The sequence below is a fragment of the Brachybacterium muris genome, assembly GCF_016907455.1.
Taxonomy (GTDB): domain Bacteria; phylum Actinomycetota; class Actinomycetes; order Actinomycetales; family Dermabacteraceae; genus Brachybacterium; species Brachybacterium muris.
In genome coordinates, this window is sequence record NZ_JAFBCB010000001.1 from 1,759,719 (window position 1) to 1,785,483 (window position 25,765).

Consider the following 25,765-nt stretch of genomic DNA (forward strand, 5'->3'; position numbering starts at 1 on the left):
GCACCTGGCAGACTGGACCCGGTATGAGGGCGCAGAGTGCGCCACCCAGCTCCGAGGAGGAACCCATGAACGCGAACAGCAGGCCCGCACCGCGCATCGGCTTCCTCGCGCAGGTGGACCACTCCGCCCTCACCGAGGGGATCCAGCTGTTCGTCGCTGCCGACGAGCTCGGCTACGACGTCGGCTACGTGCGCACCCGTCACCTGCAGGACGCCCTGTCCTCGCCGCTCACCTTCCTGGCCGTCGCCGGCCAGTACGCGCGCCGCATCGAGCTGGGCACCGCGGTGATCCCGCTGCGGTTCGAGAACGCGGGCCGTCTCGCCGAGGACCTCGCCACCGCGGACCTGCTTCTGGGCGGGCGACTGCGTGCGGGGGTCGGCTCCGGCTACTCCTCCCATGACGCGATGTACATGCGCGCTTTCGGTTCGCTGCCGGGAGAGCGTGCCGAGCACGTGGACCGGGTGCTCGCGGATCTGCTGTCCTTCCTGGACGGGGAGATCGTCTCCACCGCCGACGCCCACATCGAGGGGGTCGAGCAGGGCACCTCCCTCACGCTCCAGCCGCGCTCCGAGGGCCTACGCTCCCGTATCGCCTATGGTGCGGCCGGGCCCGCGCGCGCTGCCAAGGCCGGTCGCGACGGCTTGGGGCTGCAGCTGGCCACCATGGTCCCCGATGACGGGTCCGGCAGGTCGTTCGAGCTGCTGCAGCTGGACGTGCTGGAGGCGTACCGGGAGGCCAGCCGCGAGGCGGGCCACGGTGAGGGCCACGTGATGGTGTCCCGTCAGATGATCCCGGTCGCCCAGGAGTCGGATCTGGAGCGCTACCAGTCGCTGATCCCCCGGGAGCGGACCGCTGCCCCGGGTGTGACCGGGGAGTTCCGCGGCCAGGAGATCGGTGGGCACGATGCCGTGTTCAGCGAGGTCGTGATCGACACCCCCGGTGTGGTGGCGCAGGCGCTGGTGGCCGATGCGGTGGTGCAGCAGGCCGACGAGATCTGCCTGACCCTGCCCTTCGGTGCGACCGCCTCCGAGCAGCGCACCGTGCTGGAGACCTTCGGTCAGCAGGTGCTCCCCCACCTGGTCACCGCGATCATCTGACTCGGACGCGATCGGCCGGGGGCGGCTCCGTCCACTACCCCGTCATGGCGAGGTGAGGGTCAGCTGCCGAGGAAGTCGTGGATCCAGCGCCGGATCTCGATCAGGCATGCTTCGTCGACCGTTCCTGCTCTGCGCTCCAGTCGTGACCGTGAGATCGCGCGGGGCTGTTCGGTCATGGCGAACCCGGCCCGCGGCAGACCGTGAGGACCAGCGAGCGGGACATGGTTCGGCCAGTTCCTGTTCGTCGAGGTCACCGGGACCGACAGTGCGAGCGTGTCCACCAGCTCGAGGTACTCAGGGCCGGCGACGATGACGACGGGCCTGCGACCGGCTTGTTCCTGGCCGACGGATGCATCCGGTGCAGCCCACCAGACCTCACCGGGATTCAGCTCCACGCGTCGCTCTGCCATGTGCGGCTCTGCTCGCGGTAGGACTCATCCGGGGGCTGCTGCTGCATCGCCACGCGCATCGCATCGAAACGGGCACGGCGTTCCTCCGCAGCAGCCAGGGCCTCCAGGTGCTCACCGAGGGTGCGCCCGTGGAGCTGCGCCTGCTTCTTGAGGACGTCGCGCAGCTGGCTCTCCACCTTGATGGTCGTCAATGTCATACCTTCAGTATGACCCACCACCTCGAGCCAGCCCAGGAGCGCACGCTCCCGGGCCGGCGCCGCAGCCCAGTCGGTCTCACCCCTGCGGGCCCACCTTCGTGCGGCGCAGCAGCACTCCACCAGAGGCGAGCAGAACCAGGGCCGCCATGGCAACCGGCAGCGCGTCGGTACCGGTACGGGCCAGGCCCGGCCGTGCGGTGCCTGCACGATCGGTGGAGGCAGTGCGTTCGGTGGTGGTACTGCGGTCGCCGGCACCGTTGCGGTCGGCCGGGCCGTCACTGCCGGCGGAGTCGTCGTGATCATCGGTGCTGTCCGTCCCGTCACCGGCGCCGGGCTGCTCGCCCTCGTCGGCCCCAGGCTGCTCCCCAGGCTGCCCACCCGACTGTCCCGAGTCACCATCGGCGCCGTCGTCAGCGTCGTCGTCCCCGTCCGCGGGCGGGGCCGGGACCTCGCACTCGAGGCCGGTCAGGAGCACGCCGCGCAGCGAGTGGCCATCGGTGTCGGCGTCGTCGGCGAACCACGCCTCGAGATCACCGTCGGTGCAGGTACCGGCCGGCGCGACGGCCACACCCTCATTGGCCACGTTCGGCAGACCCTTCGCCCGGGCGATCCGGGCGGAGGCCTCCACGGTGGCAGCGGAGAGTTCGAACTGCACCGATTCGCCGTCGCACACCTCGTCGCAGAAGGCCCACAGGCGGTTCAGGCCCGGGTCGTAGTCCAGTGCCATCACCCCGGCCAGCCGGGTCTCCATCGTGGCGACGAGGTGCGCCTGTCCATCGGGTAGCAGGGCCACCGCGTACACGTCGCCGGTCGCCTCCAGGGCGACGAAGGCACAGGCCTCGGCGCCGGCAGGGACCTCACCCAGGTGCGTCATCGCGGTGGCGGGGACCACCTCGATGGCCTCGAGCCCCGCATTGGCTCCGGTGGCGGGCAGCAGCGCGGTCAGGTCCCATTCGGTCTTCGCGACGAGTTCGTCGCCGGCGGCAGCGGGATCCAGGCGCAGAACGGCGTTGCGGCTGGTGCCCCCGGCGTCGTTGTCGCGTTCGACGGAGATGTACACAGCGCCGTCGGCGCCCGCCGAGATGCCCTCGGCATCCGGGGTGCCGGTGCCGTCGGGGAAGCGGGAGGGCTTGCCACCGGTGGGCCAGCCCTCGGACTGCACCCATGTGCCGTCCTCGGCGCGCACCAGGCGCGACACCTGCCCGGCATCGTTGTTGGAGGCCCACAGGATCTGCTGGCCGTCCTCGAGGATCTGCAGGTCCAGGCCCGAGAGATCCTCCGCCCACTCCCCTGCCTGGTCGGTCACCCGGGCGTCGCCCGTGGTGGGCAACGGGGCCGCGGGATCGGGTTGGACACAGTCGTTGGCGGCTCCGGGCGTAGCGGTGGCCTGGGCGGCGTACTCACCCTCACACAGCCCCAGACTGGGGGCAACGTGCTCGGTCCAGCTGACCGTGCTGATCAGCGCCCCGTCGGGGGCGAACAGGCGCGCGGAATCGGCTCCTCCCAGGCCGAAGCCGAGCTGGTCCCCGGTGACCAGCAGGTGCGCGCCGGGGGCGATCACGGTGCCGGCCGGGATCGTGTACGTGTGGGTGTCGTCGTCGTCCTTGATCGCGAAGCCGCCGGCGTCCACGGTGTCCGTGCCGTCGTTGCGGATCTCCACGAAGTCCTCCCCCTGGGAGCGGACCTCGCTGATCACCAGGGCGGCCGCGCAGTTGTTGGCGGTCCCCTGGGTGGCGGCGGCGCTCAGCTGGAAATCGCCGGTGCCGTCGGGGCATCGGGCCAGGGACGGCGTGGCGTGGGTGCCGGCGGGCCAGGCCGCGCGGTCCACCAGGGTGCCGTCGGGGAGGAACAGGCGCGCCTGATCCCCCTTGCCCAGGCCGAAGCCCAGCTCGTCGCGCTCGATCACGAAGAACTCACCGGGCTGCAGCACGGTGCCGTCCACGATCACCGAGGGGTCCTTGGTGTCGTCCTCGTCCAGCACGTACCAGCCGGAGATGTCCACGGGAGCGTCAGTGGGGTTCACCAGCTCCACCCAGTCGTCCGGGATCCCACCGTCGGAGACCACCTCGTTGATCACCACACCAGCGGCGACCGGCTCCACGGGGCCCTCCGGGGCCTCGGGATCCTCGGTGTCGCTCGGGGGCGTGCAGTCGTTCGCCTCGCCGCGGGTGATCGGGTTCGCGGTGAGCACCTGATCGCCGCACACCGACAGCGTGGTCGCCGCGGGCTGCGTCCAGGCGACCTCGTCCACCAGCGTGGTGCCGTCGGCGAGGTACAGGCGCACCTGGTCGGCCTTGCCCAGGCCGAAGTCGAAGCCGGTGGGGTTCGAGGAGGATTCCTCGTCCAGCACCAGGAAGGCACCGGGCTCGATCACGGTGCCGGCGGGGATCGTCCAGGTGCGATCGTCCTTGTCGTCCTTCATCGCCCACCCGGAGACGTCCACCGCGTCAGCACCGGTGTTGGCCAGCTCCACCCAGTCACCGGGCTCCCCGTTGTCCGACTCCACCTCGGAGATCACCACGGTCGATGCGCCCGTGGGGGCAGCCGCAGCCGGCGCGGAGGGGGCAAGGACGGAGCCGAGACCGGCCAGGGGCAGGGCCAGTGCGGTCGCGGCGGCGAGACCGGCGCCTACGCGCACGGGGCCCGCCAGCGCGCGTGGGCAGGTGCCTGCGGGGCGGGAGGGAATGGGGGTGGTCATGGCCACGGGAGCTCCTGGGGACGGGGAGGGGATCCCGGTGATCCCAGCATCGCCAGATGGCCAGGAGGTGACGTGACTGCGACCTCGGGGAGGCGGGCTGGAGGACGCTGCGCCTGACACGTGGACGATGCGCGGCCGATGAGCAGGCACAATCGACGGGTGACCACCATCGTGAGCCCTGCGACCGACGCCGACCTGCCCCATCTGCAGTCTGTCGAGGACGCTTCCGACCGGCTCTTCGTGGAGCAGTACGTGCCGCTGCCGGAGATCGCGGACTGGAACGGGGCGCCCAGTGGCACCCAGCGCGCCGCCGCACCGGGCTTCCTGCTGGTGGCGCGGGAGAGGGCCGACGGGCCGATCGTGGGTTTCGTGCACGTGCTGGAGCCGGCGGGCATCGCCCACCTGGAGCAGCTCTCGGTGTTGCCGGAGCATGGCAGGCGCGGTCACGGCCGGGCGCTGGTCGTGGCGGCCCTGCAAGAAGCCGCCGCGAGGGGGCACCACGTGGTCACACTGCGCACCTATGCCGATGTGCCGTTCAACGCCCCCTTCTACCGCACCTGCGGGTTCGAGGTCACCGAACCGGACTCCGTCTTCCACCGGAGGCTGGTGGAGGTGGAGAAGCAGCAGGGCCTGCTTCGGTACGGGCAGCGGGTGCAGATGACGGCGGATCTTGCCGACTTCTAGGTCAGCGCTCGACCAGTCTCCGCCGTGAGGTCGCGTCCACCAGCACGCGGACGTTGTCGGTGATCTGCTCTGCGGTGCCGTGCCCGGCCGGCAGCGCTGCCACCACCGGGTCGGTGATCGCGGCACGCAGCGCGGCGCTGATCTGCTCGCGCACCCCGTGGTGGGGGCGGCCCCAGAAGGGCTCGGTGGCCGGGGTGATGGTGGGAAGTCCTGCTGCGCCCTGCATCGTGGCCAGTGCTTCGGCAGCCGTGCTCATCGCGTCCTGCCGCTGGCGCCAGTACGGTGCGGTGAGCACCGTCCGCCATGCTCGGCGCACGTCATCGGCGCCGGGAAGGGGTGAGTGCTCAAGCAGGACCGACGAGGACGTGCCCAGCCACTTGGAGTAGGGCGGCCAGGCACGGTGGATCAAGTGGGCCAGATGCATCATGGTGCGCACCAGGCGCGCAGCGATCACCATGGAGCCGGCCTCGTCGCCGCGCAGTCCTGCCCGGCCAACGAAGGGCAGCTCCTCCCCCAGGCGCGACCAATCGGCATCGACCGCGTACAGCCACAGGTCGTGCGGGTACCACTGAAGCCTGTCGCGGATCGCGGTGATCCGCCCGGTCCCGTCATGGAACACGGGCCCTCCCGTCACCTCCAGCACGGCCTGTCCGGTCAGGGACAGCCAGTCGGTCGTCGGAAGCTCACCGCTGGTGTCCACACCGAGTCGCGAGAGGGCGAAGTCCCGTGCCGTGGCGGTCTCGCAGCGCTGGCGGACCACCGGTTCCCAGGTGGTGGCGAACCTGGTGGGTCGGCCGCGCCAGGAGTTCGGCAGTTCCCGTTCCAACAGGGCATCGACCTCATGTGCGCCGTCCTCGACCAGGAGTGTCAGGCGCAGGCCCCAGTCATGGTCCTGGGACTGGTCGTCGTCCAGTCCGAGCACGTCGGAGCCGGATCCCAGGCGGGCCGCGGCGTACGGCAGCCCGGGCAGGTGCTTCTCGAGCAGTGGCGCGACCACGTCGGTCCAGTACGCATGCGACAGCGCGGCCCCCGAGGGTTCGGGGTGCCGCGCTGCGCGGGAGGTGTTCATCAGGTCAGCGGCGTCGGAAGCACCTGGACGGCGAGGAGCCGGGTCAGGTGGTCCGGATCAGGCGCCGCGCAGGCGCTCGGCCAGGTAGCCCTCCACCTGGTCCAGGGCCACGCGCTCCTGGGCCATGGTGTCGCGCTCGCGCACGGTGACGGCCTGGTCCTCGGAGGTCTCGAAGTCCACGGTGATGCAGAACGGGGTGCCGATCTCGTCCTGGCGGCGGTAGCGACGACCGATCGCCTGGGACACGTCCATGTCCACGTTCCAGCGGCCGCGCAGCTGCGCCGCGAGCTGCTCGGCGCGAGGCACCAGGTCCTCGCTCTTGGACAGGGGCAGCACCGCGGCCTTGACCGGGGCCAGGCGCGGATCGAGCTTCAGCACGGTGCGCTTGTCCACCCCGCCCTTGGCGTTGGGGGCCTCGTCCTCTGCGTAGGCGTCCACCAGGAACGCCATCATGGAACGGGTCAGGCCGAACGACGGCTCGATCACGTAGGGGGTGTAGCGCTCGTTGCTGGCCTGGTCGAAGTACTGCATCTTGGTGCCGGAGGCCTCGGTGTGGCTGCCCAGGTCGAAGTCGGTGCGGTTGGCGATGCCCATCAGCTCGCCCCACTCGCTGCCCTGGAAGCCGAAGCGGTACTCGATGTCGATGGTGGCGTCGGAGTAATGGGCACGCTCGCCGTCGGGCACGTCGAAGCGGCGCATGTTGTCGGGGTTCACCCCGAGGTCCACGAACCAGTTCCAGCACGCCTCGACCCACTCATCGAAGTGGGTGCCGGCCTCCGAGGGGTGGGTGAAGTACTCGATCTCCATCTGCTCGAACTCGCGGGTGCGGAAGATGAAGTTGCCGGGCGTGATCTCGTTGCGGAAGGCCTTGCCGATCTGGCCGATGCCGAACGGGGGCTTCATGCGTGAGGCGGTGACCACGTTGAGGAAGTTCACGAAGATGCCCTGGGCGGTCTCCGGGCGCAGGAAGTGCAGGCCGGCCTCGCTGTCCACCGGGCCCAGGAACGTCTTGACCAGGCCGGAGAACTGCTGGGGGTCGGTGTACTCGCCGCGCGTGCCGCAGTTGGGGCAGGGGACCTCGGCGAGCCCACCCTCGGGGGCGCGGCCCTTCTTCTCCTCGAAGGCCTCGATCAGGTGGTCCTCGCGGAAGCGGTTGTGGCACTGCTTGCACTCCACCAGCGGGTCGGTGAACGTGGCGACATGGCCGGAGGCCTCCCACACCCGCTTGGGCAGGATGATGGAGGAGTCGAGCCCCACCATGTCGGCGCGGGAGCGCACGAAGGTGCGCCACCACTGCTGCTTGATGTTCTCCTTGAGCTCCACTCCGAGGGGCCCGTAGTCCCAGGCCGAGCGGGTACCTCCGTAGATCTCACCGGCCGGGAACACGAAGCCGCGCTTCTTCGCGAGAGCGATGACGTTGTCCAGCGTGCTGGCAGGGGCCTTGGCCACGGGGATTCTCCTGGTGACGGGGGTGGGGCAGAACCTGACCAGCATAGCCAGGTGCCCCCTGTGATCGTGCCCACGGGGGACGTGATGAGCGCGGTATCGACTTGCGTGGCCGCCACCATGGGTTGAGAATGATTGTCATGTCTAGGCCCATGATCCCCGCTGCAGCCCGTCCCACCCGTCGCACCCTGCTGGCCGTGCTCGGCCTCGGCACCGGGGCCGGGGTCCTCGCCGCCTGCGGCGGGGGCGGCAACAGCGGCGGTAACGGCGACGGCGCCTCGACGGTGATCGCGCCGTGCTACCCCATCGCCTTCCTGGCCGAGCGCATCGGGGGTGACCACCTCGAGGTGGTGAACCTCGCCACTCCGGGCGCGGACGCCCACGGCCTCGAGCTGTCGGTGCGCCAGGTCCAGCAGCTGCGCGATGCCGCCCTGGTGGTGCAGATCGCCGGGTTCCAGGCCGCGATCGACGACGCGATCTCCACCCACGGCGATGAGAACGTGCTGGAGGTGGCGGAGGCGATGACCATGCTGCCCTCCGGTGGTCACGAGGGCCATGACCACGACGACCACGAAGACGAGCACCTCGACGAGCACGAAGGCCACGAGCACGCCTCGGACGCAGGTGGTGACCACGAGGACCATGAGGGCGAGGAGGTCCACGAGGGCCATGAGCACGGGCCCACCGACCCCCACTTCTGGCAGGACCCGCTGCGCATGGCCGACCTGGGCGACGCCCTTGCCACCAGGCTCGGCAACATCGCCCCTGACCAGGCGGAGACCTTCACCTCCAACGCCCAGACGCTCCGCACCGAGCTCGAGGAGCTCGACGCGGAACTGTCCGAGAAGTACGGGGCCGTCCAGGGTGAGCGCCCGTTCGTCACCAGTCACGCCGCCTACGCCTACCTCGCTGATCGCTACGACCTGCACCAGATCGGGATCACCGGGGTGGACCCCGAGGTGGAGCCCTCCCCGCAGCGCCTGCTCGAACTGGAGCGCGTGATCAAGGACGAAGGGGTCACCACGATCTTCTTCGAGACCACTGCGTCGCCCAAGGTCGCGCAGACCCTGGCCGACAACGTCGGCGTCAAGAGCGAGGAGCTCGACAACCTCGCGACACAGCTGTCCGAGGAAGCCGACTATCCTCGCGTCATGCGAGAGAACGCCGAGAAGCTCGTGGCGAGCTGGTCGTGACCGGGCCCGCCACGCCCGTCGTCGAGGTCACCGACGCCCACGTCTCCCTGGGCGGCACCGAGGTGCTGCACGGGATCGACCTGCGGATCGACCCCGGGGAGCTGGTGGCGCTGCTCGGCGCCAACGGCTCCGGCAAGTCGACCCTGCTGCGCACCATCGTGGGCGTGTTCCCGATGGACAGCGGCTCCGCCACCCTGATGGACATGCCGGTGGCACGATCCCGCGCGCACGATCGGATGGGCTACGTCCCCCAGGACGCCACCGACGGCGGGTCCATCCCCGCCACCGCACGGGAGACAGTGGCCACGGGGCTCCTCGGAGCCCGCACCTGGCGCCCCCGACTGCGTGATCCCCGCGTCATGCGCGTCCTGGACGCCGTGGGCATGGCCGATCTGGCCGACCGGCCGATCACCCGGATGTCCGGCGGGCAGCGGCGGCGCGTGATGATCGCCCGCGCCCTGGTGCGCGATCCCGAGTTCCTGGTGCTGGACGAACCGTTCTCCGGCGTGGACCTGCCCACCCAGGAGGTCATCGCGGCACTGTTCCGTGACCTCTCCGCCCGTGGCACCACGATCCTGGTGGTGCTCCACGAGATCGGTCCGTTGGAGGGCGCCATCCAGCGCGCGGTGGTGCTGGACCACGGGCTCGTCGTCCACGACGGCCCCGTCGGTGAGCGCCCCCTGCTGGACCCGGGTCACGACCACTCCCACCATGCCACCCCGATCGACGAATGCCTCGGACAGGAACTCCACCCCGCATGATCTCCGCCTTCGACCTGCTCACCTCGGACGTGATGCGGTATCCCCTGATCATCGCGGTCCTGATCGGCCTGACGGCCCCCGTGGTGGGAACCTTCCTGGTGCAGAAGCGCCTGTCCCTGCTGGGCGACGGCCTGGGCCACGTGGCCCTCACCGGTGTGGCCGTGGGCTGGCTGGTGGGCGCCTGGCTGTCCGTGAGTCCCGGTGACCTGCTGGCGATCCCCGGCGCACTGGCCGCCTCCGTGCTGGGTGCCCTCGCGATCGAGTACGTGCGCGAGGTGGGGCACACCAGCCGCGATGTGGCCCTCGCGATCCTCTTCTACGGAGGCATCGCCGGCGGCGTGGTGATCATCCAGCTCGCCGGTGGCACCTCGCAGAACCTGATGGGGTACCTGTTCGGCTCCCTGTCCACCGTCACCTCCACGGACCTCACCATCGCCGTGGTGCTGGCCGTGGTGGTGCTGGCGGTGGGCCTGGGACTGTCCGGCCTGCTTGCCGCCGTCACCACGGACGAGGAGTTCGCTCGCGCCTCCGGGCTCCCGGTGCGCCTGGTCAACGTGCTGATCGCGGTGATGGCTGCACTGACCGTGACCCTGTCGATGCGGATCGTGGGCGCGCTGATGGTCTCCGCCCTGATGATCGTGCCGGTGGCCGCCGCGCAGACGATGGTGATCGGCTTCGGCCGCACCATGCGCACCGCCATGGCGATCGCGGTGGCCGCATCACTGGGCGGACTGCTGATCACCGTGTACGTGGACCTGCCACCGGGCGGCGTGATCGTGCTGCTGAGCATCGGGGTGTACGCGATCGGGTTGCTCTCCCGTGCTGTGCTCGGCGCCCCTGTCGGCAGGATCCGCTCGGGAGCGGGCCGGTCCGCGCGCACCGAGGCTCGTGGCGAAGTCCGAGACATGACCGAGGCACGCTCAACGGCCGATGCGGGGGATGCGACGAGGGCTCCGCGTACCTCGCGTCACCTCACCTAGAGGTTTTCAGCCAGGATGGGGGACAATCGTCAGATGCAACGCAATACCCGGCAGCGCGCCGCCATCCTGGAGACGCTCGGTCGGCAGGACGAGTTCCGCAGCGCTCAGCAGATCCATGAGCAGATGCGCGCAGACGGCGAGACCGTGGGCCTGGCCACCGTGTACCGCAACCTGCAGTCACTCTCCACCGCCGGCCGTCTGGACGTGCTGGTCAGCGCCGAGGGCGAGTCCCTGTACCGCCAGTGCGAGGCCGACGGGCACCACCATCATCTGGTGTGCAGGCAGTGCGGCCGCACCGTGGAGTTCCTGGCACCGAAGCTCGAATCGGCGATGACCGCCATCGCCGGGGAGCACGGCTTCACGGACCTCGATCACACGCTGGAGGTGTTCGGCCTGTGCGCCGAGCACGCCGCTGAGGGCTCTGCGCACTCCGACAGCACCGAAGGCTCCAAGGGGAGCGAAGGCGACAAGGGGGCCGACGCCCGATGATGGACTGGGTGCAGTCACTGCCGATCGTGCCGGCGGTGGCGTTCCTGTACGTGGTGGTGCTGTGCCGCGCCGGTGGCACCTACGCGCTGGGCCGTGGCGCCCGCAAGGCCGCCAATCGGGGCAAGGTCGCCGCCTGGTTGGAGTCGCCCCGGGTGGAGCGCGCCAGCCGCATCGTGAACAAGTGGGGTGCGCCGGTGGTCGCCTTCAGCTTCCTCACCATCGGCTTCCAGACCGCCTGCAACGCTGCCGCCGGCCTCACCGGCATGCCCCTGCGTCGCTACCTGCCGGCGCTCGCGGTGGGTGGGTTCGCCTGGGCGATCATCTACGCGACCGTGGGCCTGGCTGCGATCGGCCTGTGGCTGGAGCTGTTCTTCCGCTCGCCGTGGGCAGCTGTCGCGGCCCTGGCGCTGATGGTGGTGCTGGTGATCTACCTGGTGCGCCACAAGCATCGCAGTGGCGGTCTGGCACCCACCGGCACCGGCGACGAGCCGGAGGTCGGGTCCGAGGGCATCGAGGACGAGCCCGGCGCCGCTCAGCCGGCCTCCTCCTCGCCGTCGGTCCGTTCCTGATCTGCTGACTGAACGGGGGCGTCGACCGCTCCCCCGTAGCGGCGGTCCCGCCGGGCATACTCGGTGGCGGCCCGCCACAGCACCACCCGGTCCACGTCGGGCCACAGCTCGGGAACGAACACCAGCTCCGCATAGGCCGACTGCCACAGCAGGAAGTTCGAGGTGCGCTGCTCACCGCTGGTCCGGATGAACAGGTCCACGTCCGGCATGTCGGGGTCGATCAGGTGACGTGCGAAGCTCGCCTCGGTGATGCCGCGGCCCGAGATGCGACCCGAGCGGGCCTGTTCGGCGATCTCGCGCACCGCGTCGATGATCTCGGCCCTGCCCCCGTAGTTCACGCACATGTACAGGGTCATGCGGGTGTTGGCGGCAGTGAGCCGCTCTGCTTCCTGCAGCTCCTTGATCACGCTGCCCCACAGGCGCTGCGGCCTGCCGATCCACACGATCCGCACCCCCCAGGAGTTCAGGGTGTCCCGCTGGCGGCGCAGCACCGTGCGGGAGAAGCCCATCAGGAACCGCACCTCCTCCGGTGACCGCTTCCAGTTCTCGGTGGAGAAGGCGTAAGCCGAGAGGTGGGTGACGCCGATCTGCAGGGCTCCGGCCACCACGTCCAGCAGGGCCGCCTCCCCGGCCTCGTGCCCGGCGGTGCGGGGCAGGCCGCGCTGGTTCGCCCAGCGCCCGTTGCCGTCCATCACCACGGCGACGTGGGCGGGCACGACCTGGTGCGGCAGCCGAGGCGGCTGTGCCCCGCTGGGGTGGTCGAAGGGCTCGGTGTACTCCCGGCGGTCCCGTGGCATGTGGGCAGGCTCCTTCTGGCGGTCGGTTCTCAGGCAGTTCAGCCGTGCTGCGGCTCAGCCGTACTGCAGGTCAGCGTTCGACGTAGCTCATCGAACGCACGGAGCGCTCGAGGTTCCAGGTCACGGTGTCGGCGATCAGGCGTCCGGCCTCCAGCATCACGGTCTCATCGGCCGTGACGGCATTCTCCCAGTCCCCCGCCAGCAGGAAGATCATGTGCTCGACCGCAGCCTGGCGCACAGCGGTCGCGCCCGGCCTCCGGCAGGGGGTGCACACCAGGCCCCCGGCGCGCACGTCGATCGCGTGATGGGGCCCGGGGGCACCGCAGGTGGCGCACACCCGCAGCTCCGGCGCCCACCCCGACAGCGCCAGCGTGCGCAGCAGGAAGGAGTCCAGCACCAGGGGTGCGGCGAACTGCCCGGCGGCCATCGTGCGCATCGCTCCCACCAGCAGCAGGAAGCCGCGCTGGGAAGGGTCCACGACCTCGTCGGTCAGGCGGTCAGTGGTCTCCAGCATCGCGCTGGCGGCGGTGAAGCGCCCGTAGTCCGCCGTGATCTGCTGGGCGAAGGTGTCGATCGTGACCACCTGGGTGACCGTGTGGAGGTTGCGTCCCGTGTGCAGCTGCACGTCGATCAGGCCGAAGGGCTCAAGGCGGGCCCCGAAGCGGCTGCCAGTGCGGCGCACGCCCTTGGCCACGGCCCGCACCTTCCCGTGCCTGCGGGTGAGCAGGGTGATGATGCGATCGGCCTCGCCCAGCGGATGGGTGCGCAGCACGATCGCATGGTCACGGTAGAGCTTCTGCATGGTGGATCGAGCCTACGCCGCAGCCGCTCCGGTTCTGTGGTGCGAGGATGTGACGATGCGCGTGTTCTGCTCGATCCGCCCCTCGGCCGACGCTGTCGAGCATCTCGACGCGGCCCTCGATGCCGTGCGCGACCGTGCTGGCAGGGCACTGCACTGGGGCGACCCGGATCAGTGGCACCTCACCCTCGCCTTCGCACCGCAGCTCCCGGGCGGAGCCGTGGAGGACTCCTTCGATCATCTGGCGCAGGTGCTGTCCGGGCACGGGCCCATGGACCTGCATCTGGCCGGGGCGGGCGTGTTCTCCGGCCGCGCCCTGTGGATCGGCGTGGGTGGCGATGTCGATGACCTGGCAGCACTGATGCGCGAGGACCTGCTGGGCGATCAGGACCGGGAGCGGCGCCGGGCCCACCTCACGGTGGCGCGGGTCTCGGCCCGGGCCCCGCGGCCTCGCAGGCGTCGCTACCGCGGTGAGCCGGCCCAGCCGGATCCGACGGAGCTGGTGCTGGCAGAGGTGGTGCGGGCCATGTCGGTGTACCGGGGCCCCGCCTGGGAGGTCCGGGAGGTGGAGCTGGTCTCCTCCCGCCTCGGTGCGGGTCGTTCCGGAGGCCCGTTGCACGAGGTGCTGGGCTCGGTGCCGCTGGGCGCGAATCCTCGGGGCTGACGCCGCAGCTCCCACCCTCAGCGCTCCACTGTGGTGCTGGCCCGGATGGCAGGACCGACCCCGGCGGCACCCGCGGGTGGCACGCTCCAGCCCCCGGCCTCGGCGAGGACGAAGGTGTTGTCGGCAGGTCGAACCGAGGATCGCCCTCGGCGCGGGCCTCGATCCGCTGTGCGTTCATCTGCGCAGTCGGTCCAGCCCCTGCAGATCCCCCAGGGTGCCGGCAGCCTCCACCAGGGCCTCGCGGAAGGCCAGCAGAGCGGGGTGTTCGCGGGCACCGGCACGCGCTGCCGTGTACAGCGAGCGGTGCGGGTCCCCGGGTAGGCGCAGGGGCCGAGTGCCGCCCAGGTGCTCGGCGGCGATGAGGCCGGGCACAAAGGCCACGGCGTGGCCGGAGCGCACCAGGTGCACTTGCAGCAGTGGGTCCGGGGTCTCGAACCGGATCCAGGGCTCGATCCCGTCCGAGCGCAGCACGGTTCTCTCCCAGACGCCGGTGCGCACACCGGCGGGGTCCAGTGCCCAGGGCGCCTCCGCGAGGTCGGAGAGGGTGCGTGCCTCGGACCAGGGTCCCGTGGCGGGCAGCACCACCAGCAGGGGATCCCTGAGCAGGTCCTCCCGGTCAGTGCCGCGCCGCACCACGAGTTCGCCCCCGGGGTAGGTCTCCCCCAGGATCACCTCGAAGTGGTGGGCCAGCAGGCCTTCGTAGGCCTCCTCCACCTCCCGCTGCGCGATCTCGATGCGCAGCAGGGGGTGGCGCTGCTCGAGGATGCTCACCGCGACCGGTGCCAGCGCGATCATCGGGGTCTGGAAGGACGCCACGCGCAGAACTCCCCCGTCGGTGTGACCGGCGGCCACCAGTTCGGCGCGCGCCGTCTCCATCAGGGCCAGCATCTCCTGGGCGCGGCGTGCCAGCCGCTCCCCCGCATCAGTGAGGACCACGCCCCGTCCGGCCTGTTCCAGCAGGGAGACCTTCGTCTCCCGCTCCAGCTGTGCGAGCTGCTGGGACACGGCCGACGGGGACATGCTGCTGGTGCGGGCAACGGCCGACATGGTGCCCAGCCTGTGCAGTTCGTGCAGCAGGAACAGCCGGTGAAGGTTGAGCATGGGTTCCTCCCGTAACCGTTCAGTTCTGCTTCACGATACAGGTGGCAAAGATTCGCTGGACCGTCGTGTGCCGAGGGTGCACAGTGGGCTCATGACCTCCTCGCTCTCCCCCGCTTCCGCACCCATCAACGGTGCCGGAGGTGCTGCGGCCGTAGGCAGCGGCCCATCTGGTGCCCCCGGCATCCCTGCGCACCGCCCCGGTGCCATGCCGGTGCTGATGATCCTGGCCTCGTGCATGTGCCTGCAGTTCGGTGCGGCCCTGGCGGTACAGCTGTTCCCGGCGATCGGTGCGTGGGGCACCACGTCTCTGCGCCTGGGTATCGCCGCAGTGGTGCTGCTGGCGATCACCCGGCCCAAGCTGCACCGCTTCACCGGCCGCCAGTGGGTGGCCGTCGCCGTGTTCGGTGTGGTGATCGGGGCGATGAACGGAACCTTCTACGCCTCGATCGAGCGGATCCCGCTCGGCACCGCCGTGGCGATCGAGTTCCTGGGCCCTCTCACCGTGGCCGCCGTGCTCTCCACCCGGCGCAGCGACCTGCTGTGGGTGCTGCTGGCCCTGGGTGGAGTGAGCCTGTTCGGCCTGGAGTCCCTCACCGGCGCGGATCACCTGGACCTGATCGGGGTGCTGCTGGCGCTGGTGGCTGCGGTGTTCTGGGGCCTGTACGTGCTCAGCAGCGCCCGGGTGGGACAGCTGGTGCCCGGGCAGGACGGCCTGGCGATGGCCATGGCGATCGGTGCCCTGACGGTGCTGCCGCTGGGTGCCCCCGGTGCCGTGGCCGGGCTGATGGACCTGCGCCTGCTGGCCCTCGCAGCGGGTACGGCCGTGCTGGCCTCGGTGCTTCCGTACACCCTGGAGCTGTCGGCCCTGCGCCGCCTGCCCCGCAACGTGTTCGGCATCCTGCTGAGCCTGGAACCGGCGATCGCTCTGATGGCCGGGGTGGTGCTGCTCGGCCAGGGGCTCAGCGTGCTGAAGGTGGCTGCGGCCGCACTGGTGATGCTGGCCAGCATCGGGGTGACCCTTACGGCGCGGGCACCGCGGCCGGATTCGGCAACCGTTCTCTCCGATCCCGAGGTGGCTCCCGTCTCTGCCCCTGCCACTGCGTCCTACGCCGGTACCGGTGCAGGAGCCAGTGAGGACCAGGCCTGGGAGCCCCCGCCGCTCACGGATCAGATCCCCGTGATCTCCCATGCCACCGTCACCGGTGAGATACAGGCCACCGTCACCGGTGAGATACAGGCCCTCACCGAGGCGGAGCTGGATCAGGAGCAGCCGCCGTCCCGGTGATTCAACGGGGGTTCTCTCGGGCCGTCAGCACTCTTCGCTCCCCGGATCGTCACTTTCGGGGTCATCATCCTCGGGAGCGTCCCTCTCGGGCAGGCACCACTCATGGCCGCAGGCACCGCAGTGTCGATCGCGGTAGGTGGGCGTGCAGCCGAACGAGACCCATGGTGGCGCGCTGTAGAACACCTCTGGCGTGGGCATACCCAGCATGTCGTGGAACACCTCTCCTGAACCGCACACGGGGCAGGTTCCACGCGGGGGCCATGAGACGGCGTCCTGTTCCTGATCATCCATGGCCCGAATCTACGGTGCGGGTATGACGAACGAACCGGGCCCTGGCACCGCGTCGCCCCGGCCCGGAACTCCCACGGATGCCACAGGTACTGTGGGCCCGAGCAGCGAGAGAGGCGACACGGTGCAGCGACAGCAGAAGGACCGTCCAGGAGGCAATGTGCTCGCCACATGCCTGGTGATGCTGGTGGCGATCGCGGTCACGGCTCTGCTCGCATTCGCGATCGTGCAGCTCTCCGGATGAGGGGCCGGCCCCGCTGTCGGGGCCGGCCCACCCGCCCGCGCGTACTCAGGCCGCGGTGCGTGTGAGTATTCGTAGTCGTGGGAGCCACCGAATCTTGCTCTTGGGGACCGCCGATCGTGCCGACGGGGGCCAGTAGCCGCCGCGGTGGGGACCACTGGCTCCCGCCGGCATCGGGTCACTGGGGCAGTGCGGTGTGTTCTCGCATGTTCCTGTCGCCGGTGTCGATCCAGATTGTGTTGTGCACGATGCGGTCCATGATCGCATCGGCGTGGACTGCTCCACCGAGCCGGGCGTGCCAGTCCTTCTTCGGGTACTGGGTGCAGAACACGGTCGAGCCGGTGTCATAGCGGCGCTCGAGCAGTTCCAGCAGCATCGAACGCATTCCCTCGTCAGGATGGTCCAGCAGCCACTCGTCGATCACCAGCAGCGAGAACGTGGAGTACTTCCGCAGGAACTTCGTCTGGCCCTGCGGCTTGTCCTTTGCCAGGGCCCAGGCCTCTTCGAGGTCGGGCATTCGGATGTAGTGGGCTCGGAGCCGGTGCTGGCAGGCCTGCTTCGCCAGCGCGCAGCCGAGGTAGGACTTCCCTGAGCCGGTGAAGCCCTGGAAGACCACGTTCTGTTGCCGCTGGATGAAGGAGCAGGTTGCCAGTTGCGCGATCACGTTCCGGTTCAGTCCCCGTTCCTCGACCAGATCCAGCCGCCGCAGGTCCGCTCCGGGATAACGCAGCCCCGCCCGGCGGATCAGACCCTCGACCTTTCCATGATTGAAGATGGAATGCGCCTCGTCCACGATCAGCTGGAGCCGTTCCTGGAACGACATCCCCAGCACGTGAGCCTCATCCTGGGCATCGATCGCGTCCAGCAGCGCGGTCGCGCCCATCTCGCGCAGCTTCCGCTTCGTGTCGTTATCGATCACGCTCACCGGACACCTCCGGCGTAGTAGTCGGCGCCACGGACGTATCCGCCGTCTTCCGCGGGTTCCTCGCGGGGTGGACGCAGGGCGGCGACCTTGTCCTGCCCGGTGGCCAAGATCGGGTGCAGATGCGCATAGCGCGGTGAACGGACCCGTCCCGTCAGCGCGAGTGCGCAGGCCGCCTCGACCCGATCTACGGAGAAGCGGCGAGAGAGCCGTAGCACCGCCAACGCGGGATCCAGGCCCTGTTCCACGATCGGCACGGACTCGAAGATCCGCTGGATCACGATCACCGTGGCCGGCCCGACCCGATCTGCCCACGCCCGCACCCTCTGCGCGTCCCAGGCCTGGAAACGCTCGCCCGCAGGTAGGTCCGCGTCGTTGGTGCGGTACTCATTGCTCGCGGTCTCCGGGAGCAGCAGGTGACTGGTCAGTCGCTGGCTGCCCTGATAGATCTCCAGCGTCCGGGCCGTGATGCGCAGATCGACCTTCGCGCCGATGTGCGCGAACGGCGCGGAGTAGAAGTTCCGCGCGAACGTGACGTGCCCGTTCCTGCCCACTCGTCGTCCGTAGTGCCATGTCGAGATCTCGTAGGGCACCGCCGGCAGCGGCGTCAGCAGCGGCCGCTCCTCCGCGTCGAACACGCTGGCGCGGGATCCGGGCCGCTTCTGGAACGGCTCCGCGTTATAGGCCTCCATCCGCTGCCCGATGGCGGCTGCAAGTTCGGGCAGGGACGTGAATCGCTGATCCCGCAGCCCGGCGATGACCCAGGTCGCGACGTGCGCGACGGTGTTCTCCACGCTCGCCTTGTCTTTCGGTTTCCGCACCCTCCCCGGGAGCACCGCCGCCGAGTAATGCGCTGCCATCTCGCGATACGCATCGTTCAGGACGATCTCGCCCTCGCGGGGGTGCTTCACCACACCGGTCTTGAGGTTGTCCGGAACGATCCTCGGGACCGTCCCGCCCAGCGCCTCGAACATCGCTACGTGCGCTCGCAGCCAGGACTCCTGGCGCATATCCAGCGCCGGGAAGCAGAACGCGTAACGAGAAAAAGGCAGGCAGGCAACGAACAAGAACACCTTCGAGACCTCGCCGGTGACCGGATCGGCCAGCTCCATCGTGGGGCCGGACCAGTCGACCTCCACGCTCTGGCCGGCCTTGTGACCGACTCTCGAAGCGGCACCGGTGACCATGACGTGGTGCTGGTAGGTGCGGCAAAACCGGTCATACCCCATCGCCGGATCCCCAGCCGCCGTGGTCGCGTCGAAGTACTCGCCGTGCAACAGCTTCAGCGTCACGCCGACCCTGGCCATCTCTCGATGGACCTGTTCCCAGTCCGGCTGTGCGAACACGCTCTCGTGCTCGCCCCGGCCCGGGAACAACCGGGCATACACCTGCTCATCGGCGACGTCCGCGATATCGCCCCACCCGATCCCTGCAGCGTCAGCGGCCTCGAACACCGCCCTCACGGACTTGCGGGACATGCCCTGCGAGGACGAAATCGCTCGCCCCGACAGACCTTCTGCGCGCAGCTGGAGCACCAGCTTCGCCCTGATCTTCCGTACCATTCCAGATTGCTCCTTCCGCCGCGTGCCCTATACACACGGCGGAAGGAGCGTAGACAGAGCGGCCCCAACGACACCACTGGTGGTCCCGAACGACGCCACCGCTACGGCAGCGACGTGGCACCCGAACCCTCGATCAGCGGACCCCAGCGAGGCGAATATTCAGTGCGTGCCCGATGCTCCCGGTTCAGGGCCGAGATGATCGCCTCCAGCGACGCACGGGTGATCGAGCCGTCGATGCCCACGCCCCAGAAGATCCGGTCGCCGATCTCGCACTCGATGTACGCAGCGGCCAGGGAGTCGTCGCCCTCGGTCAGCGCGTGCTCGGCGTAGTCCAGGATCCGCACATCGATCTGCCGCTCGGCCAGGGCCTTGACGAACCCGTCCAGCGGGCCGTTGCCGATGCCGGTGACCTCGTGCTCCTGGCCGTCCACCAGCAGCTGCACGGTGATGCGGTCGCTGCCCTCGCCCTGGGACTGCTGGTGCACACCGCGGAAGCCGTAGCGGCCCCAGCGGCGGGACTCGTCAGCAGAGGGCAGGTACTCGTCGGTGAAGCAGTCCCACAGTGCCGCGGGCGAGACCTCGCCGCCCTCGGAATCGGTGAGGTGCTGGACCACCCCGGAGAACTCGATCTGCAGGCGACGCGGCAGGTCCAGGCCGTGCTCGGTGCGCAGAATGTACGCCATCCCGCCCTTGCCGGACTGCGAGTTCACGCGGATCACGGCCTCGTAGGAGCGGCCCACGTCCTTGGGGTCGATGGGCAGGTACGGAACCCGCCACACCAGCTCATCGCGCGTGACGCCCTGCTTCTCGGCGTCGGTGTCCATCCGCTCCAGGCCCTTCTTGATGGCGTCCTGGTGAGAGCCGGAGAAGGCGGTGAAGACCAGGTCGCCGCCGTAGGGGCTGCGCTCGGGAACCGGCATCTGGTTGCAGTGCTCCACGGTGCGGCGCACCTCGTCGAGGTCCGAGAAGTCGATCTGCGGGTCGATGCCCTGGCTGAACAGGTTCAGGCCCAGTGTCACCAGGTCCACGTTGCCGGTGCGCTCCCCGTTGCCGAACAGGCAGCCCTCGATGCGGTCGGCGCCGGCCATGTAGCCCAGCTCGGCGGCGGCCACACCGGTGCCGCGGTCGTTGTGGGGGTGCAGGGACAGCACCACGCTGTCGCGGCGGTCCAGGTGGCGGTGCATCCACTCAATGGAATCGGCGTACACGTTCGGCGAGGCCATCTCCACCGTGGCCGGCAGGTTGATGATCACCTTGTCCTCGGGCGTCGGCTGGAACACCTCGATCACCGCGTTGCACACCCGCAGGGCGTACTCCAGCTCGGTGCCGGTGTAGGACTCCGGGGAGTACTCGTAGGTGATGGCGGTCTCCGGGACCGTCTCCTCGTACTTCTTGCACAGCAGGGCACCCTGCACGGCGATGTCCAGCACGGCGTTCTCATCGGCCCGGAACACCACGTCGCGCTGCACCACGGAGGTGGAGTTGTACAGGTGCACCACGGCGCGCTTCGCACCGGCGATCGCCTGGTAGGTGCGCTCGATCAGGTGCTCACGGGACTGGGTGAGCACCTGGATGGTGACGTCCTCCGGGATGCGGTCCTCCTCGATGAGGGTGCGCACGAAGTCGAAGTCGGTCTGGGAGGCGGCGGGGAACCCCACCTCGATCTCCTTGTAGCCCATGCCGACCAGCAGTTCGAACATCCGCAGCTTGCGCTCGGAGTTCATGGGGTCGATCAGGGCCTGGTTGCCGTCGCGCAGGTCCACGGCGCACCAGCGGGGCGCCCGGGTGATGCGGCGGGTGGGCCAGGTGCGGTCCGGCAGCTCGACCTGGATCTGCTCGTGGTACGGCAGGTACTTGTGGACGGGCATGCCGGAGGGGTGCTGGGGGGTGTCGCCGCGGGAGCCGACGACGGGCACCGAGGGATCAGCCGTCGCGGGAACCTCCGTGGCGGAGATCGGGGCGGCAGGGGCCTGGGAGGCAGGGGTCTGAGCGGCGGTTGCCGCAGGAGAGGTGCTGTTCACGGGTGGTCCTTCACGCGTTCGATGCGGATCGCCGGGGTGCATGTCCGAAGCCGCGGCGAGGTCCCGGCGGTGTCAGGCCTCGGCGCGGCGAAGAAGCAGGAGCGTCCCGTGCATTCCGTCACCGTAGCACTGGTGTGAGGCACGTCGCCGAACGGGTCCGAGCCATGGGCACGGATGGTCGGGCCACCGCACGAGCCGGGCCTGTCCGTACGGATCGGGCTCAGAAGCCGAGGCGACCCAGCTGCTTGGGGTCGCGCTGCCAGTCCTTGGCGACCTTGACCCGCAGGTCCAGGTGGACCTTGCGTCCCACCAGCTCATTGATGCCTGCACGGGCCTGCGAGCCCACTTCCTTCAGGCGCGAGCCGCCGCGGCCGATGATGATGCCCTTCTGGCTGTCGCGCTCCACGAACAGGCTGGCCCGGACCGTGAGGCGTCCCTTGCCGGGTTCGACGTGGGCGAAGGGATCACCGTCGGGGTCCACCTCCACCACTTCCTCGACCACCACGGCGATGGAGTGGGGCAGCTCGTCGCGCACGCCCTCCAGTGCCGCCTCGCGGATCAGCTCGGCGATGCGGTCGTCGCGGGACTCCTCGGTGAGCTGGTCGTCCGGGTACAGCGGCGGGCCAGCCGGCAGGTTCTGGGCGATGACGTCCAGCAGCACGTCGACCTGGGTGCCCTGCACGGCGCTGATGGGGACGATGTCGTCGCACTCCAGCATCTCGCTGACGGCCACCAGGTGCTCGGCGACGGCGTCTCGACTGACCAGGTCGGTCTTGGTGACCACGGCGATGACGCGGGGGCCGCGCCGGCCGCGGCGCAGCTCCGCGAGGTCCTCGGCGATGAACCTGTCCCCCGGCCCCAGCTTCTGATCGGCCGGCAGGCAGAAGCACACCACGTCCACCTCGGCAAGGGTCTCGCGCACAAGGTCGTTCAGGCGCTCCCCGAGCAAGGTGCGGGGGCGGTGCACGCCGGGGGTGTCCACCAGCACAATCTGCGCATCGGGGCGGGTGACGATGCCACGGATCGCCCGGCGAGTGGTCTGCGGCTTGGACGAGGTGATCGCCACCTTGTCGCCCACCAGGGCATTGGTCAGGGTGGACTTGCCGACATTGGGCCGGCCCACCAGGGCCACGAAGCCGGAGCGGTGGGTCCCCGCGCCTGTCGTGTCCATGCCGTGCGGGGTCTGCTCATTGCTCACGGGGGTCCTCCTGGCGGGTGGCGCGGTCGCTGCGAGCAGCGTCGGCGATGGGGGTGTGCGGGGCGTCGGGCTCGTCATCGGTGCTGGGGCCGGTGGCGCGGGAGACCAGCAGGGTGGACAGACGCTTGCGCCGTCCGGTGGTGCGCTCCGCCTCGAGCTGGAGGCCATGGATGGTGCCGCGGGAGCCGACGATCGGGACGCGCCCGATGGCCTTGCCGAGCAGACCGCCGATGCTGTCCACGTCCTCGTCGTCGATCTCCAGGCCGAACAGCTCGCCCACCTCGGAGACGCCCTCGCGGGCAGGCACCCGATAGGTGCCCTCTCCCAGGTCCTCGATCTTCTGCTCGGTGCGGTCGTGCTCGTCGGCGATCTCGCCCACGATCTCCTCGACCACGTCCTCGATGGTGACGATGCCGGAGACGCCGCCGTACTCGTCCACCACGATCGCGATGTGCACGCGGCTGGTCTGCATCTGCCGCAGCACCACGTCGGCCGAGACGAACTCGGGAACGAAGTGGGCACGGCGGGCGATCTCCTCGACGGGACGGTCCGGGCGCGGGTCCCACGGGGAGTGCATCGCCCGCATGACGTCCTTGACGTAGAGCATCCCCAACAGGTCGTCCACGTTCTCGCCGATCACCGGGATGCGGGAGAAACCGGAACGGACGAACAGGCGCATGGCCTGCTCCGCGGTGGAGCCCGCGGGGATGGCGACCATGTCGGTGCGGGGCACCATCAGCTCGCGCACGATGGTGTCGCGCAGGTCGAACACGCCCTGGATCATGTCGTGCTCGGCGACCTCCAGGTGCTGCTTCTCCAGGGCCCGGTCCACGCTGGAGCGCAGCTCGGAGTCCACCCCGTAGGGGCCGTCCTCCTCCGCGGCACCGGGGGTGAACACGCTGCTCAGCGCGATCAGGGCGCTCGCCGGGGGCCACAGCACGGTGCGCACCGCGCTCACCAGGGGGGCGGTGGAGATGAGCACCGCCTCGGGGCGGCGCCGGCCGATGGTGCGCGGGGAGACGGACAGGCCGATGAACAGCATCACCGAGGCGATCGCCAGCGACACCAGCACCGGCACCACCCAGCCGTCCAGCCACAGGAACACCAGGGCGGCGATCGCCACGGCCATCACGGCCTCGGCGAGGATCCGGCCCAGGCTCACGGCAGCCAGGGTGCGGTGGGAGTCCTCGTGCTGGTGAAGCACCCGGCGCCGCACACCGGCGGGGCGGTCCTCCAGGGCCCGCTCCAGGGCGGAGCGGGTGGTCGCTGCGAGAGCGGAGTCCGCGGCGGTGAGCACCGCACCGATCACCAGGCCCACGATCGCGACGGGGATCAGGATCCCGGCGGCGAGGGTCATGAGTCGCGGCGCGAGGCGAGGAACGTCAGCAGCAGCTTGCGCTGCAGGTCGAACATCACCCGACGCTCGTCCTCCTCGGCGTGGTCGTAGCCAAGCAGGTGCAGGATGGAGTGGCAGGTCAGCAGCAGCATCTCCTCGACGGCGCTGTGACCGGACCCGGCCGCCTGCTTCGAGGCCACCGACGGGCAGATCACCACGTCGCCCAGCAGCCCCTCCGGCGCGGGCCGCTCGGCGGTGCCGGGGGTCAGCTCGTCCATGGGGAAGCTGAGCACGTCGGTGGGGCCGGGCTCGTCCATCCACTGCACGTGCAGGCGTTCCATCGCCTCCTCGTCCACGAACAGGATCGAGAGCTCGGTGGCCGGGTGCAGGTGGAGGGCCTCGAACACGAAGCGGGCGAGGTGGACGAACTCCGTCTCGTCCACACGGGCGGTGGTCTCGTTGCGGACCTCGATGGTCATCTCAGGCTCCCTTGGGGTTCGTGCCACGGCCGGAGCCGCTGCCGCGGTGGCGCGAGTCGCGGTTGCCTCCCGGGCCCACCTCCCAGCGTCCGTAGGCCTCGACGATGTCGCTGACCAGGCGGTGGCGCACCACGTCCCGCGGGGACAGGCGGCAGAAGGAGATGTCGTCCACCCCGCCGAGGACCTGCTCGACCACCCGCAGCCCGCTCTTGGTGGCGCCGGGCAGGTCCACCTGGGTGACGTCGCCGGTGACCACCATCGTGGAGTTGAACCCCAGGCGGGTCAGGAACATCTTCATCTGCTCAGGGGTGGTGTTCTGCGCCTCGTCCAGGATGATGAACGCGTCGTTCAGGGTGCGGCCGCGCATGTACGCCAGCGGTGCCACCTCGATGGTCCCGGCGCCCATCAGCCGCGGGATCGACTCCGGGTCCAGCATGTCGTGCAGGGCGTCGTACAGCGGCCGCAGGTACGGGTCGATCTTCTCGTTCAGCGTGCCGGGCAGGAAGCCCAGCCGCTCCCCCGCCTCCACGGCGGGCCGGGTGAGGATAATCCGGTTGATCTGCTTGGAAAGCAGCTGCTGGACGGCCATCGCGACGGCCAGGTAGGTCTTGCCGGTGCCGGCGGGCCCGATCCCGAAGGTGATGGTGGAGGACTCGATGGCCTCGATGTACGACTTCTGCCCCATGGTCTTGGGGCGGATGGTACGGCCGCGCGAGGACAGGATGGTGCGCGAGAGCACCTGCTCCAGTCGCTCCCCCTGGGCGCGGTCGTCCCCGTAGAGGGCTGCGGCGCGCTGCACGGCCTCGGCGGTGACGGCCTGCCCGGTGGCGGCCAGCTCGATCAGGGCGCGCACGATGTGCTCGCTGCGGCGCAGCGCCTCCTCGGTGCCGCGCAGGGTGATCTGGTGGCCACGCACGTGCACGTCGGTGTCGGGCACCTGCTCCTCGAGGGCGGCGAGCGCCTGGTCGTTCTCCCCGAGCACCTGGAAGGGGCTGAGATGGTCGGGGATCGCCAGGCGGCGTTCGATCACCTCGGGGGTGCGGCCGGGCGTGGGGGTGACGGGGTCGGTCACAGTTCTCCTTCTGCGAGCTCTCCGCTCGCCAGGACGTGCGCGTGCACGTGGAAGACGGTCTGCCCGGCGCTCTGGCCGGTGTTGAACACGAGACGGAAGTCGCCATCGGCCAACTGCTGGGCCAGTGAGCCGGCCACGGCCACCACGTGCGCCAGCTGCTCGGGCTGATGGGCGAGCTCTCGCACATCGGCGCGGTGCTCGCGCGGCACCACCAGCACATGCACGGGTGCCTGGGGGTTGAGGTCCTTGAAGGCGATCACCTGATCGTCCTCGTGGATGCGCTCGGAGGGGATCTCACCGGCGACGATCTTGCAGAACACGCAGTCCTCGTCGCGGCGTTCGGCGGCGTCAGCATTCATGCCGCGAGTCTACGGGAGCGATGCACACCACAGCGGATCGGGGAACAC

26 protein-coding genes are annotated in these 25,765 nt (G+C 69.9%); 9 read left to right on the top strand and 17 right to left on the bottom strand.

The features are described from left to right. Positions 1–65: 65 nt before the first annotated feature. On the top strand, positions 66–1,097 hold the full coding sequence (locus JOD52_RS08160; RefSeq protein ID WP_017822446.1) for an LLM class flavin-dependent oxidoreductase: 1,032 nt from the start codon (positions 66–68) through the stop codon (positions 1,095–1,097). 59 nt (positions 1,098–1,156) lie between these two features. On the opposite strand, the gene JOD52_RS08165 is transcribed toward JOD52_RS08160, so the two are convergent. From JOD52_RS08165 to JOD52_RS08175, 3 genes are all read right to left on the bottom strand, one after another. Next, entirely contained in the window at positions 1,157–1,507 is a 351-nt protein-coding gene (locus JOD52_RS08165; RefSeq protein WP_204409393.1) for a type II toxin-antitoxin system PemK/MazF family toxin, read from the bottom strand. Further along, the gene (locus tag JOD52_RS08170) at positions 1,483–1,704 is read right to left on the bottom strand and encodes a lipase chaperone (RefSeq protein WP_042342707.1); all 222 of its coding nucleotides are present in this window, start codon (positions 1,702–1,704) and stop codon (positions 1,483–1,485) included. The genes JOD52_RS08165 and JOD52_RS08170 overlap by 25 nt, the downstream gene beginning before the upstream one ends. Positions 1,705–1,780: 76 nt before the next feature. Then, entirely contained in the window at positions 1,781–4,402 is a 2,622-nt protein-coding gene (locus JOD52_RS08175) for a lamin tail domain-containing protein (protein ID WP_204409396.1), read from the bottom strand. A gap of 159 nt (positions 4,403–4,561) precedes the next feature. On the opposite strand from JOD52_RS08175, the gene JOD52_RS08180 reads away from it, so the two are divergent. Then, positions 4,562–5,086 carry a GNAT family N-acetyltransferase gene (locus JOD52_RS08180; protein ID WP_204409398.1) on the top strand — a complete coding sequence of 175 codons (525 nt, stop codon included), beginning with the start codon at positions 4,562–4,564 and terminating at the stop codon, positions 5,084–5,086. Between the two features lies 1 nt (position 5,087). Here JOD52_RS08180 and JOD52_RS08185 read toward each other — a convergent pair whose 3' ends face one another. Continuing rightward, positions 5,088–6,155 (bottom strand): DUF4037 domain-containing protein, encoded by a 1,068-nt coding sequence (locus tag JOD52_RS08185; RefSeq protein ID WP_204409400.1) that lies wholly within the window; start codon positions 6,153–6,155, stop codon positions 5,088–5,090. A gap of 57 nt (positions 6,156–6,212) precedes the next feature. Then, positions 6,213–7,604 (bottom strand): glycine--tRNA ligase, encoded by a 1,392-nt coding sequence (locus JOD52_RS08190; RefSeq protein ID WP_204409402.1) that lies wholly within the window; start codon positions 7,602–7,604, stop codon positions 6,213–6,215. Between the two features lie 137 nt (positions 7,605–7,741). Between JOD52_RS08190 and JOD52_RS08195 the strand changes: the two genes are divergently transcribed. Genes JOD52_RS08195 through JOD52_RS08215 form a run of 5 tightly spaced genes read left to right on the top strand, consistent with a single transcriptional unit; the run spans position 7,742 to position 11,593 of the window. Beyond that, positions 7,742–8,794 (top strand): metal ABC transporter substrate-binding protein, encoded by a 1,053-nt coding sequence (locus tag JOD52_RS08195; RefSeq protein WP_239551839.1) that lies wholly within the window; start codon positions 7,742–7,744, stop codon positions 8,792–8,794. Beyond that, the gene (locus JOD52_RS08200) at positions 8,791–9,555 is read left to right on the top strand and encodes an ATP-binding cassette domain-containing protein (RefSeq protein WP_204409404.1); all 765 of its coding nucleotides are present in this window, start codon (positions 8,791–8,793) and stop codon (positions 9,553–9,555) included. Before JOD52_RS08195 ends, JOD52_RS08200 begins: the two co-directional genes overlap by 4 nt. Continuing rightward, positions 9,552–10,535 carry a metal ABC transporter permease gene (locus tag JOD52_RS08205; RefSeq protein ID WP_204409405.1) on the top strand — a complete coding sequence of 328 codons (984 nt, stop codon included), beginning with the start codon at positions 9,552–9,554 and terminating at the stop codon, positions 10,533–10,535. The genes JOD52_RS08200 and JOD52_RS08205 overlap by 4 nt, the downstream gene beginning before the upstream one ends. A 33-nt stretch (positions 10,536–10,568) precedes the next feature. Then, positions 10,569–11,024, top strand: coding sequence for a Fur family transcriptional regulator (locus JOD52_RS08210; RefSeq protein WP_017822435.1), 456 nt, complete (start codon positions 10,569–10,571; stop codon positions 11,022–11,024). Then, positions 11,024–11,593: a DedA family protein gene (locus JOD52_RS08215; protein ID WP_204411588.1), complete on the top strand. Its 570-nt coding sequence runs from the start codon at positions 11,024–11,026 to the stop codon at positions 11,591–11,593. The genes JOD52_RS08210 and JOD52_RS08215 overlap by 1 nt, the downstream gene beginning before the upstream one ends. Here JOD52_RS08215 and JOD52_RS08220 read toward each other — a convergent pair. After that, positions 11,557–12,390, bottom strand: a complete 834-nt coding sequence (locus JOD52_RS08220; RefSeq protein WP_204409406.1) for an isoprenyl transferase — start codon at positions 12,388–12,390, stop codon at positions 11,557–11,559. The two genes, JOD52_RS08215 and JOD52_RS08220, sit on opposite strands and share 37 nt — an antisense overlap. 70 nt (positions 12,391–12,460) lie before the next feature. After that, positions 12,461–13,192 (bottom strand): DNA repair protein RecO, encoded by a 732-nt coding sequence (recO, locus tag JOD52_RS08225; RefSeq protein WP_204409407.1) that lies wholly within the window; start codon positions 13,190–13,192, stop codon positions 12,461–12,463. On the opposite strand from recO, the gene JOD52_RS08230 reads away from it, so the two are divergent. After that, a complete protein-coding gene (locus tag JOD52_RS08230; protein ID WP_239551840.1) occupies positions 13,191–13,853 on the top strand; it encodes a 2'-5' RNA ligase family protein in 663 nt (220 codons plus the stop codon). The two genes, recO and JOD52_RS08230, sit on opposite strands and share 2 nt — an antisense overlap. Before the next feature lie 174 nt (positions 13,854–14,027). On the opposite strand, the gene JOD52_RS08235 is transcribed toward JOD52_RS08230, so the two are convergent. Then, on the bottom strand, positions 14,028–14,954 hold the full coding sequence (locus JOD52_RS08235) for a LysR family transcriptional regulator (protein ID WP_204409408.1): 927 nt from the start codon (positions 14,952–14,954) through the stop codon (positions 14,028–14,030). A 91-nt stretch (positions 14,955–15,045) separates the two neighbouring features. On the opposite strand from JOD52_RS08235, the gene JOD52_RS08240 reads away from it, so the two are divergent. Next, positions 15,046–16,239, top strand: a complete 1,194-nt coding sequence (locus JOD52_RS08240; protein WP_239551841.1) for an EamA family transporter — start codon at positions 15,046–15,048, stop codon at positions 16,237–16,239. Between the two features lie 577 nt (positions 16,240–16,816). Here the strand turns inward: JOD52_RS08240 and JOD52_RS17475 are convergent. From JOD52_RS17475 to JOD52_RS08280, 9 genes are all read right to left on the bottom strand, one after another. Next, complete coding sequence (locus tag JOD52_RS17475) at positions 16,817–16,942, bottom strand: hypothetical protein (RefSeq protein ID WP_275579097.1); 126 nt, start codon at positions 16,940–16,942, stop codon at positions 16,817–16,819. A gap of 4 nt (positions 16,943–16,946) precedes the next feature. Continuing rightward, positions 16,947–17,693 carry an ATP-binding protein gene (locus JOD52_RS08245; RefSeq protein WP_338124028.1) on the bottom strand — a complete coding sequence of 249 codons (747 nt, stop codon included), beginning with the start codon at positions 17,691–17,693 and terminating at the stop codon, positions 16,947–16,949. Next, complete coding sequence (gene istA / locus JOD52_RS08250) at positions 17,690–19,252, bottom strand: IS21 family transposase (RefSeq protein WP_204408388.1); 1,563 nt, start codon at positions 19,250–19,252, stop codon at positions 17,690–17,692. Before istA ends, JOD52_RS08245 begins: the two co-directional genes overlap by 4 nt. 101 nt (positions 19,253–19,353) lie before the next feature. Beyond that, the gene (gene leuA, locus JOD52_RS08255) at positions 19,354–21,273 is read right to left on the bottom strand and encodes a 2-isopropylmalate synthase (protein WP_204409409.1); all 1,920 of its coding nucleotides are present in this window, start codon (positions 21,271–21,273) and stop codon (positions 19,354–19,356) included. Positions 21,274–21,493: 220 nt separating this feature from the next. Next, positions 21,494–22,444, bottom strand: coding sequence for a GTPase Era (era, locus tag JOD52_RS08260; protein WP_204411595.1), 951 nt, complete (start codon positions 22,442–22,444; stop codon positions 21,494–21,496). Between the two features lie 16 nt (positions 22,445–22,460). Further along, complete coding sequence (locus tag JOD52_RS08265; RefSeq protein WP_204409411.1) at positions 22,461–23,828, bottom strand: hemolysin family protein; 1,368 nt, start codon at positions 23,826–23,828, stop codon at positions 22,461–22,463. Next, the gene (ybeY, locus tag JOD52_RS08270) at positions 23,825–24,286 is read right to left on the bottom strand and encodes an rRNA maturation RNase YbeY (RefSeq protein WP_204409413.1); all 462 of its coding nucleotides are present in this window, start codon (positions 24,284–24,286) and stop codon (positions 23,825–23,827) included. Before ybeY ends, JOD52_RS08265 begins: the two co-directional genes overlap by 4 nt. A gap of 1 nt (position 24,287) precedes the next feature. After that, the gene (locus JOD52_RS08275) at positions 24,288–25,358 is read right to left on the bottom strand and encodes a PhoH family protein (protein WP_017822421.1); all 1,071 of its coding nucleotides are present in this window, start codon (positions 25,356–25,358) and stop codon (positions 24,288–24,290) included. After that, complete coding sequence (locus JOD52_RS08280; RefSeq protein WP_017822420.1) at positions 25,355–25,717, bottom strand: histidine triad nucleotide-binding protein; 363 nt, start codon at positions 25,715–25,717, stop codon at positions 25,355–25,357. The genes JOD52_RS08275 and JOD52_RS08280 overlap by 4 nt, the downstream gene beginning before the upstream one ends. Between the last annotated feature and the right edge of the window lie 48 nt (positions 25,718–25,765).

Coding starts and splice junctions, on each gene's coding strand:
- JOD52_RS08160 (WP_017822446.1), top strand. CDS start 66: ATGAACGCGAACAGCAGGCCCGCACCGCGCATCGGCTTCCTCGCGCAG.
- JOD52_RS08165 (WP_204409393.1), bottom strand. CDS start 1,507: ATGGCAGAGCGACGCGTGGAGCTGAATCCCGGTGAGGTCTGGTGGGCT.
- JOD52_RS08170 (WP_042342707.1), bottom strand. CDS start 1,704: ATGACATTGACGACCATCAAGGTGGAGAGCCAGCTGCGCGACGTCCTC.
- JOD52_RS08175 (WP_204409396.1), bottom strand. CDS start 4,402: ATGACCACCCCCATTCCCTCCCGCCCCGCAGGCACCTGCCCACGCGCG.
- JOD52_RS08185 (WP_204409400.1), bottom strand. CDS start 6,155: ATGAACACCTCCCGCGCAGCGCGGCACCCCGAACCCTCGGGGGCCGCG.
- JOD52_RS08195 (WP_239551839.1), top strand. CDS start 7,742: ATGTCTAGGCCCATGATCCCCGCTGCAGCCCGTCCCACCCGTCGCACC.
- JOD52_RS08205 (WP_204409405.1), top strand. CDS start 9,552: ATGATCTCCGCCTTCGACCTGCTCACCTCGGACGTGATGCGGTATCCC.
- JOD52_RS08210 (WP_017822435.1), top strand. CDS start 10,569: ATGCAACGCAATACCCGGCAGCGCGCCGCCATCCTGGAGACGCTCGGT.
- JOD52_RS08215 (WP_204411588.1), top strand. CDS start 11,024: ATGGACTGGGTGCAGTCACTGCCGATCGTGCCGGCGGTGGCGTTCCTG.
- JOD52_RS08220 (WP_204409406.1), bottom strand. CDS start 12,390: ATGCCACGGGACCGCCGGGAGTACACCGAGCCCTTCGACCACCCCAGC.
- JOD52_RS08230 (WP_239551840.1), top strand. CDS start 13,191: ATGGTGGATCGAGCCTACGCCGCAGCCGCTCCGGTTCTGTGGTGCGAG.
- recO (WP_204409407.1), bottom strand. CDS start 13,192: ATGCAGAAGCTCTACCGTGACCATGCGATCGTGCTGCGCACCCATCCG.
- JOD52_RS08235 (WP_204409408.1), bottom strand. CDS start 14,954: ATGCTCAACCTTCACCGGCTGTTCCTGCTGCACGAACTGCACAGGCTG.
- JOD52_RS08240 (WP_239551841.1), top strand. CDS start 15,046: ATGACCTCCTCGCTCTCCCCCGCTTCCGCACCCATCAACGGTGCCGGA.
- JOD52_RS17475 (WP_275579097.1), bottom strand. CDS start 16,942: ATGCCGGCGGGAGCCAGTGGTCCCCACCGCGGCGGCTACTGGCCCCCG.
- istA (WP_204408388.1), bottom strand. CDS start 19,252: ATGGTACGGAAGATCAGGGCGAAGCTGGTGCTCCAGCTGCGCGCAGAA.
- era (WP_204411595.1), bottom strand. CDS start 22,444: ATGGACACGACAGGCGCGGGGACCCACCGCTCCGGCTTCGTGGCCCTG.
- JOD52_RS08265 (WP_204409411.1), bottom strand. CDS start 23,828: ATGACCCTCGCCGCCGGGATCCTGATCCCCGTCGCGATCGTGGGCCTG.
- ybeY (WP_204409413.1), bottom strand. CDS start 24,286: ATGACCATCGAGGTCCGCAACGAGACCACCGCCCGTGTGGACGAGACG.
- JOD52_RS08280 (WP_017822420.1), bottom strand. CDS start 25,717: ATGAATGCTGACGCCGCCGAACGCCGCGACGAGGACTGCGTGTTCTGC.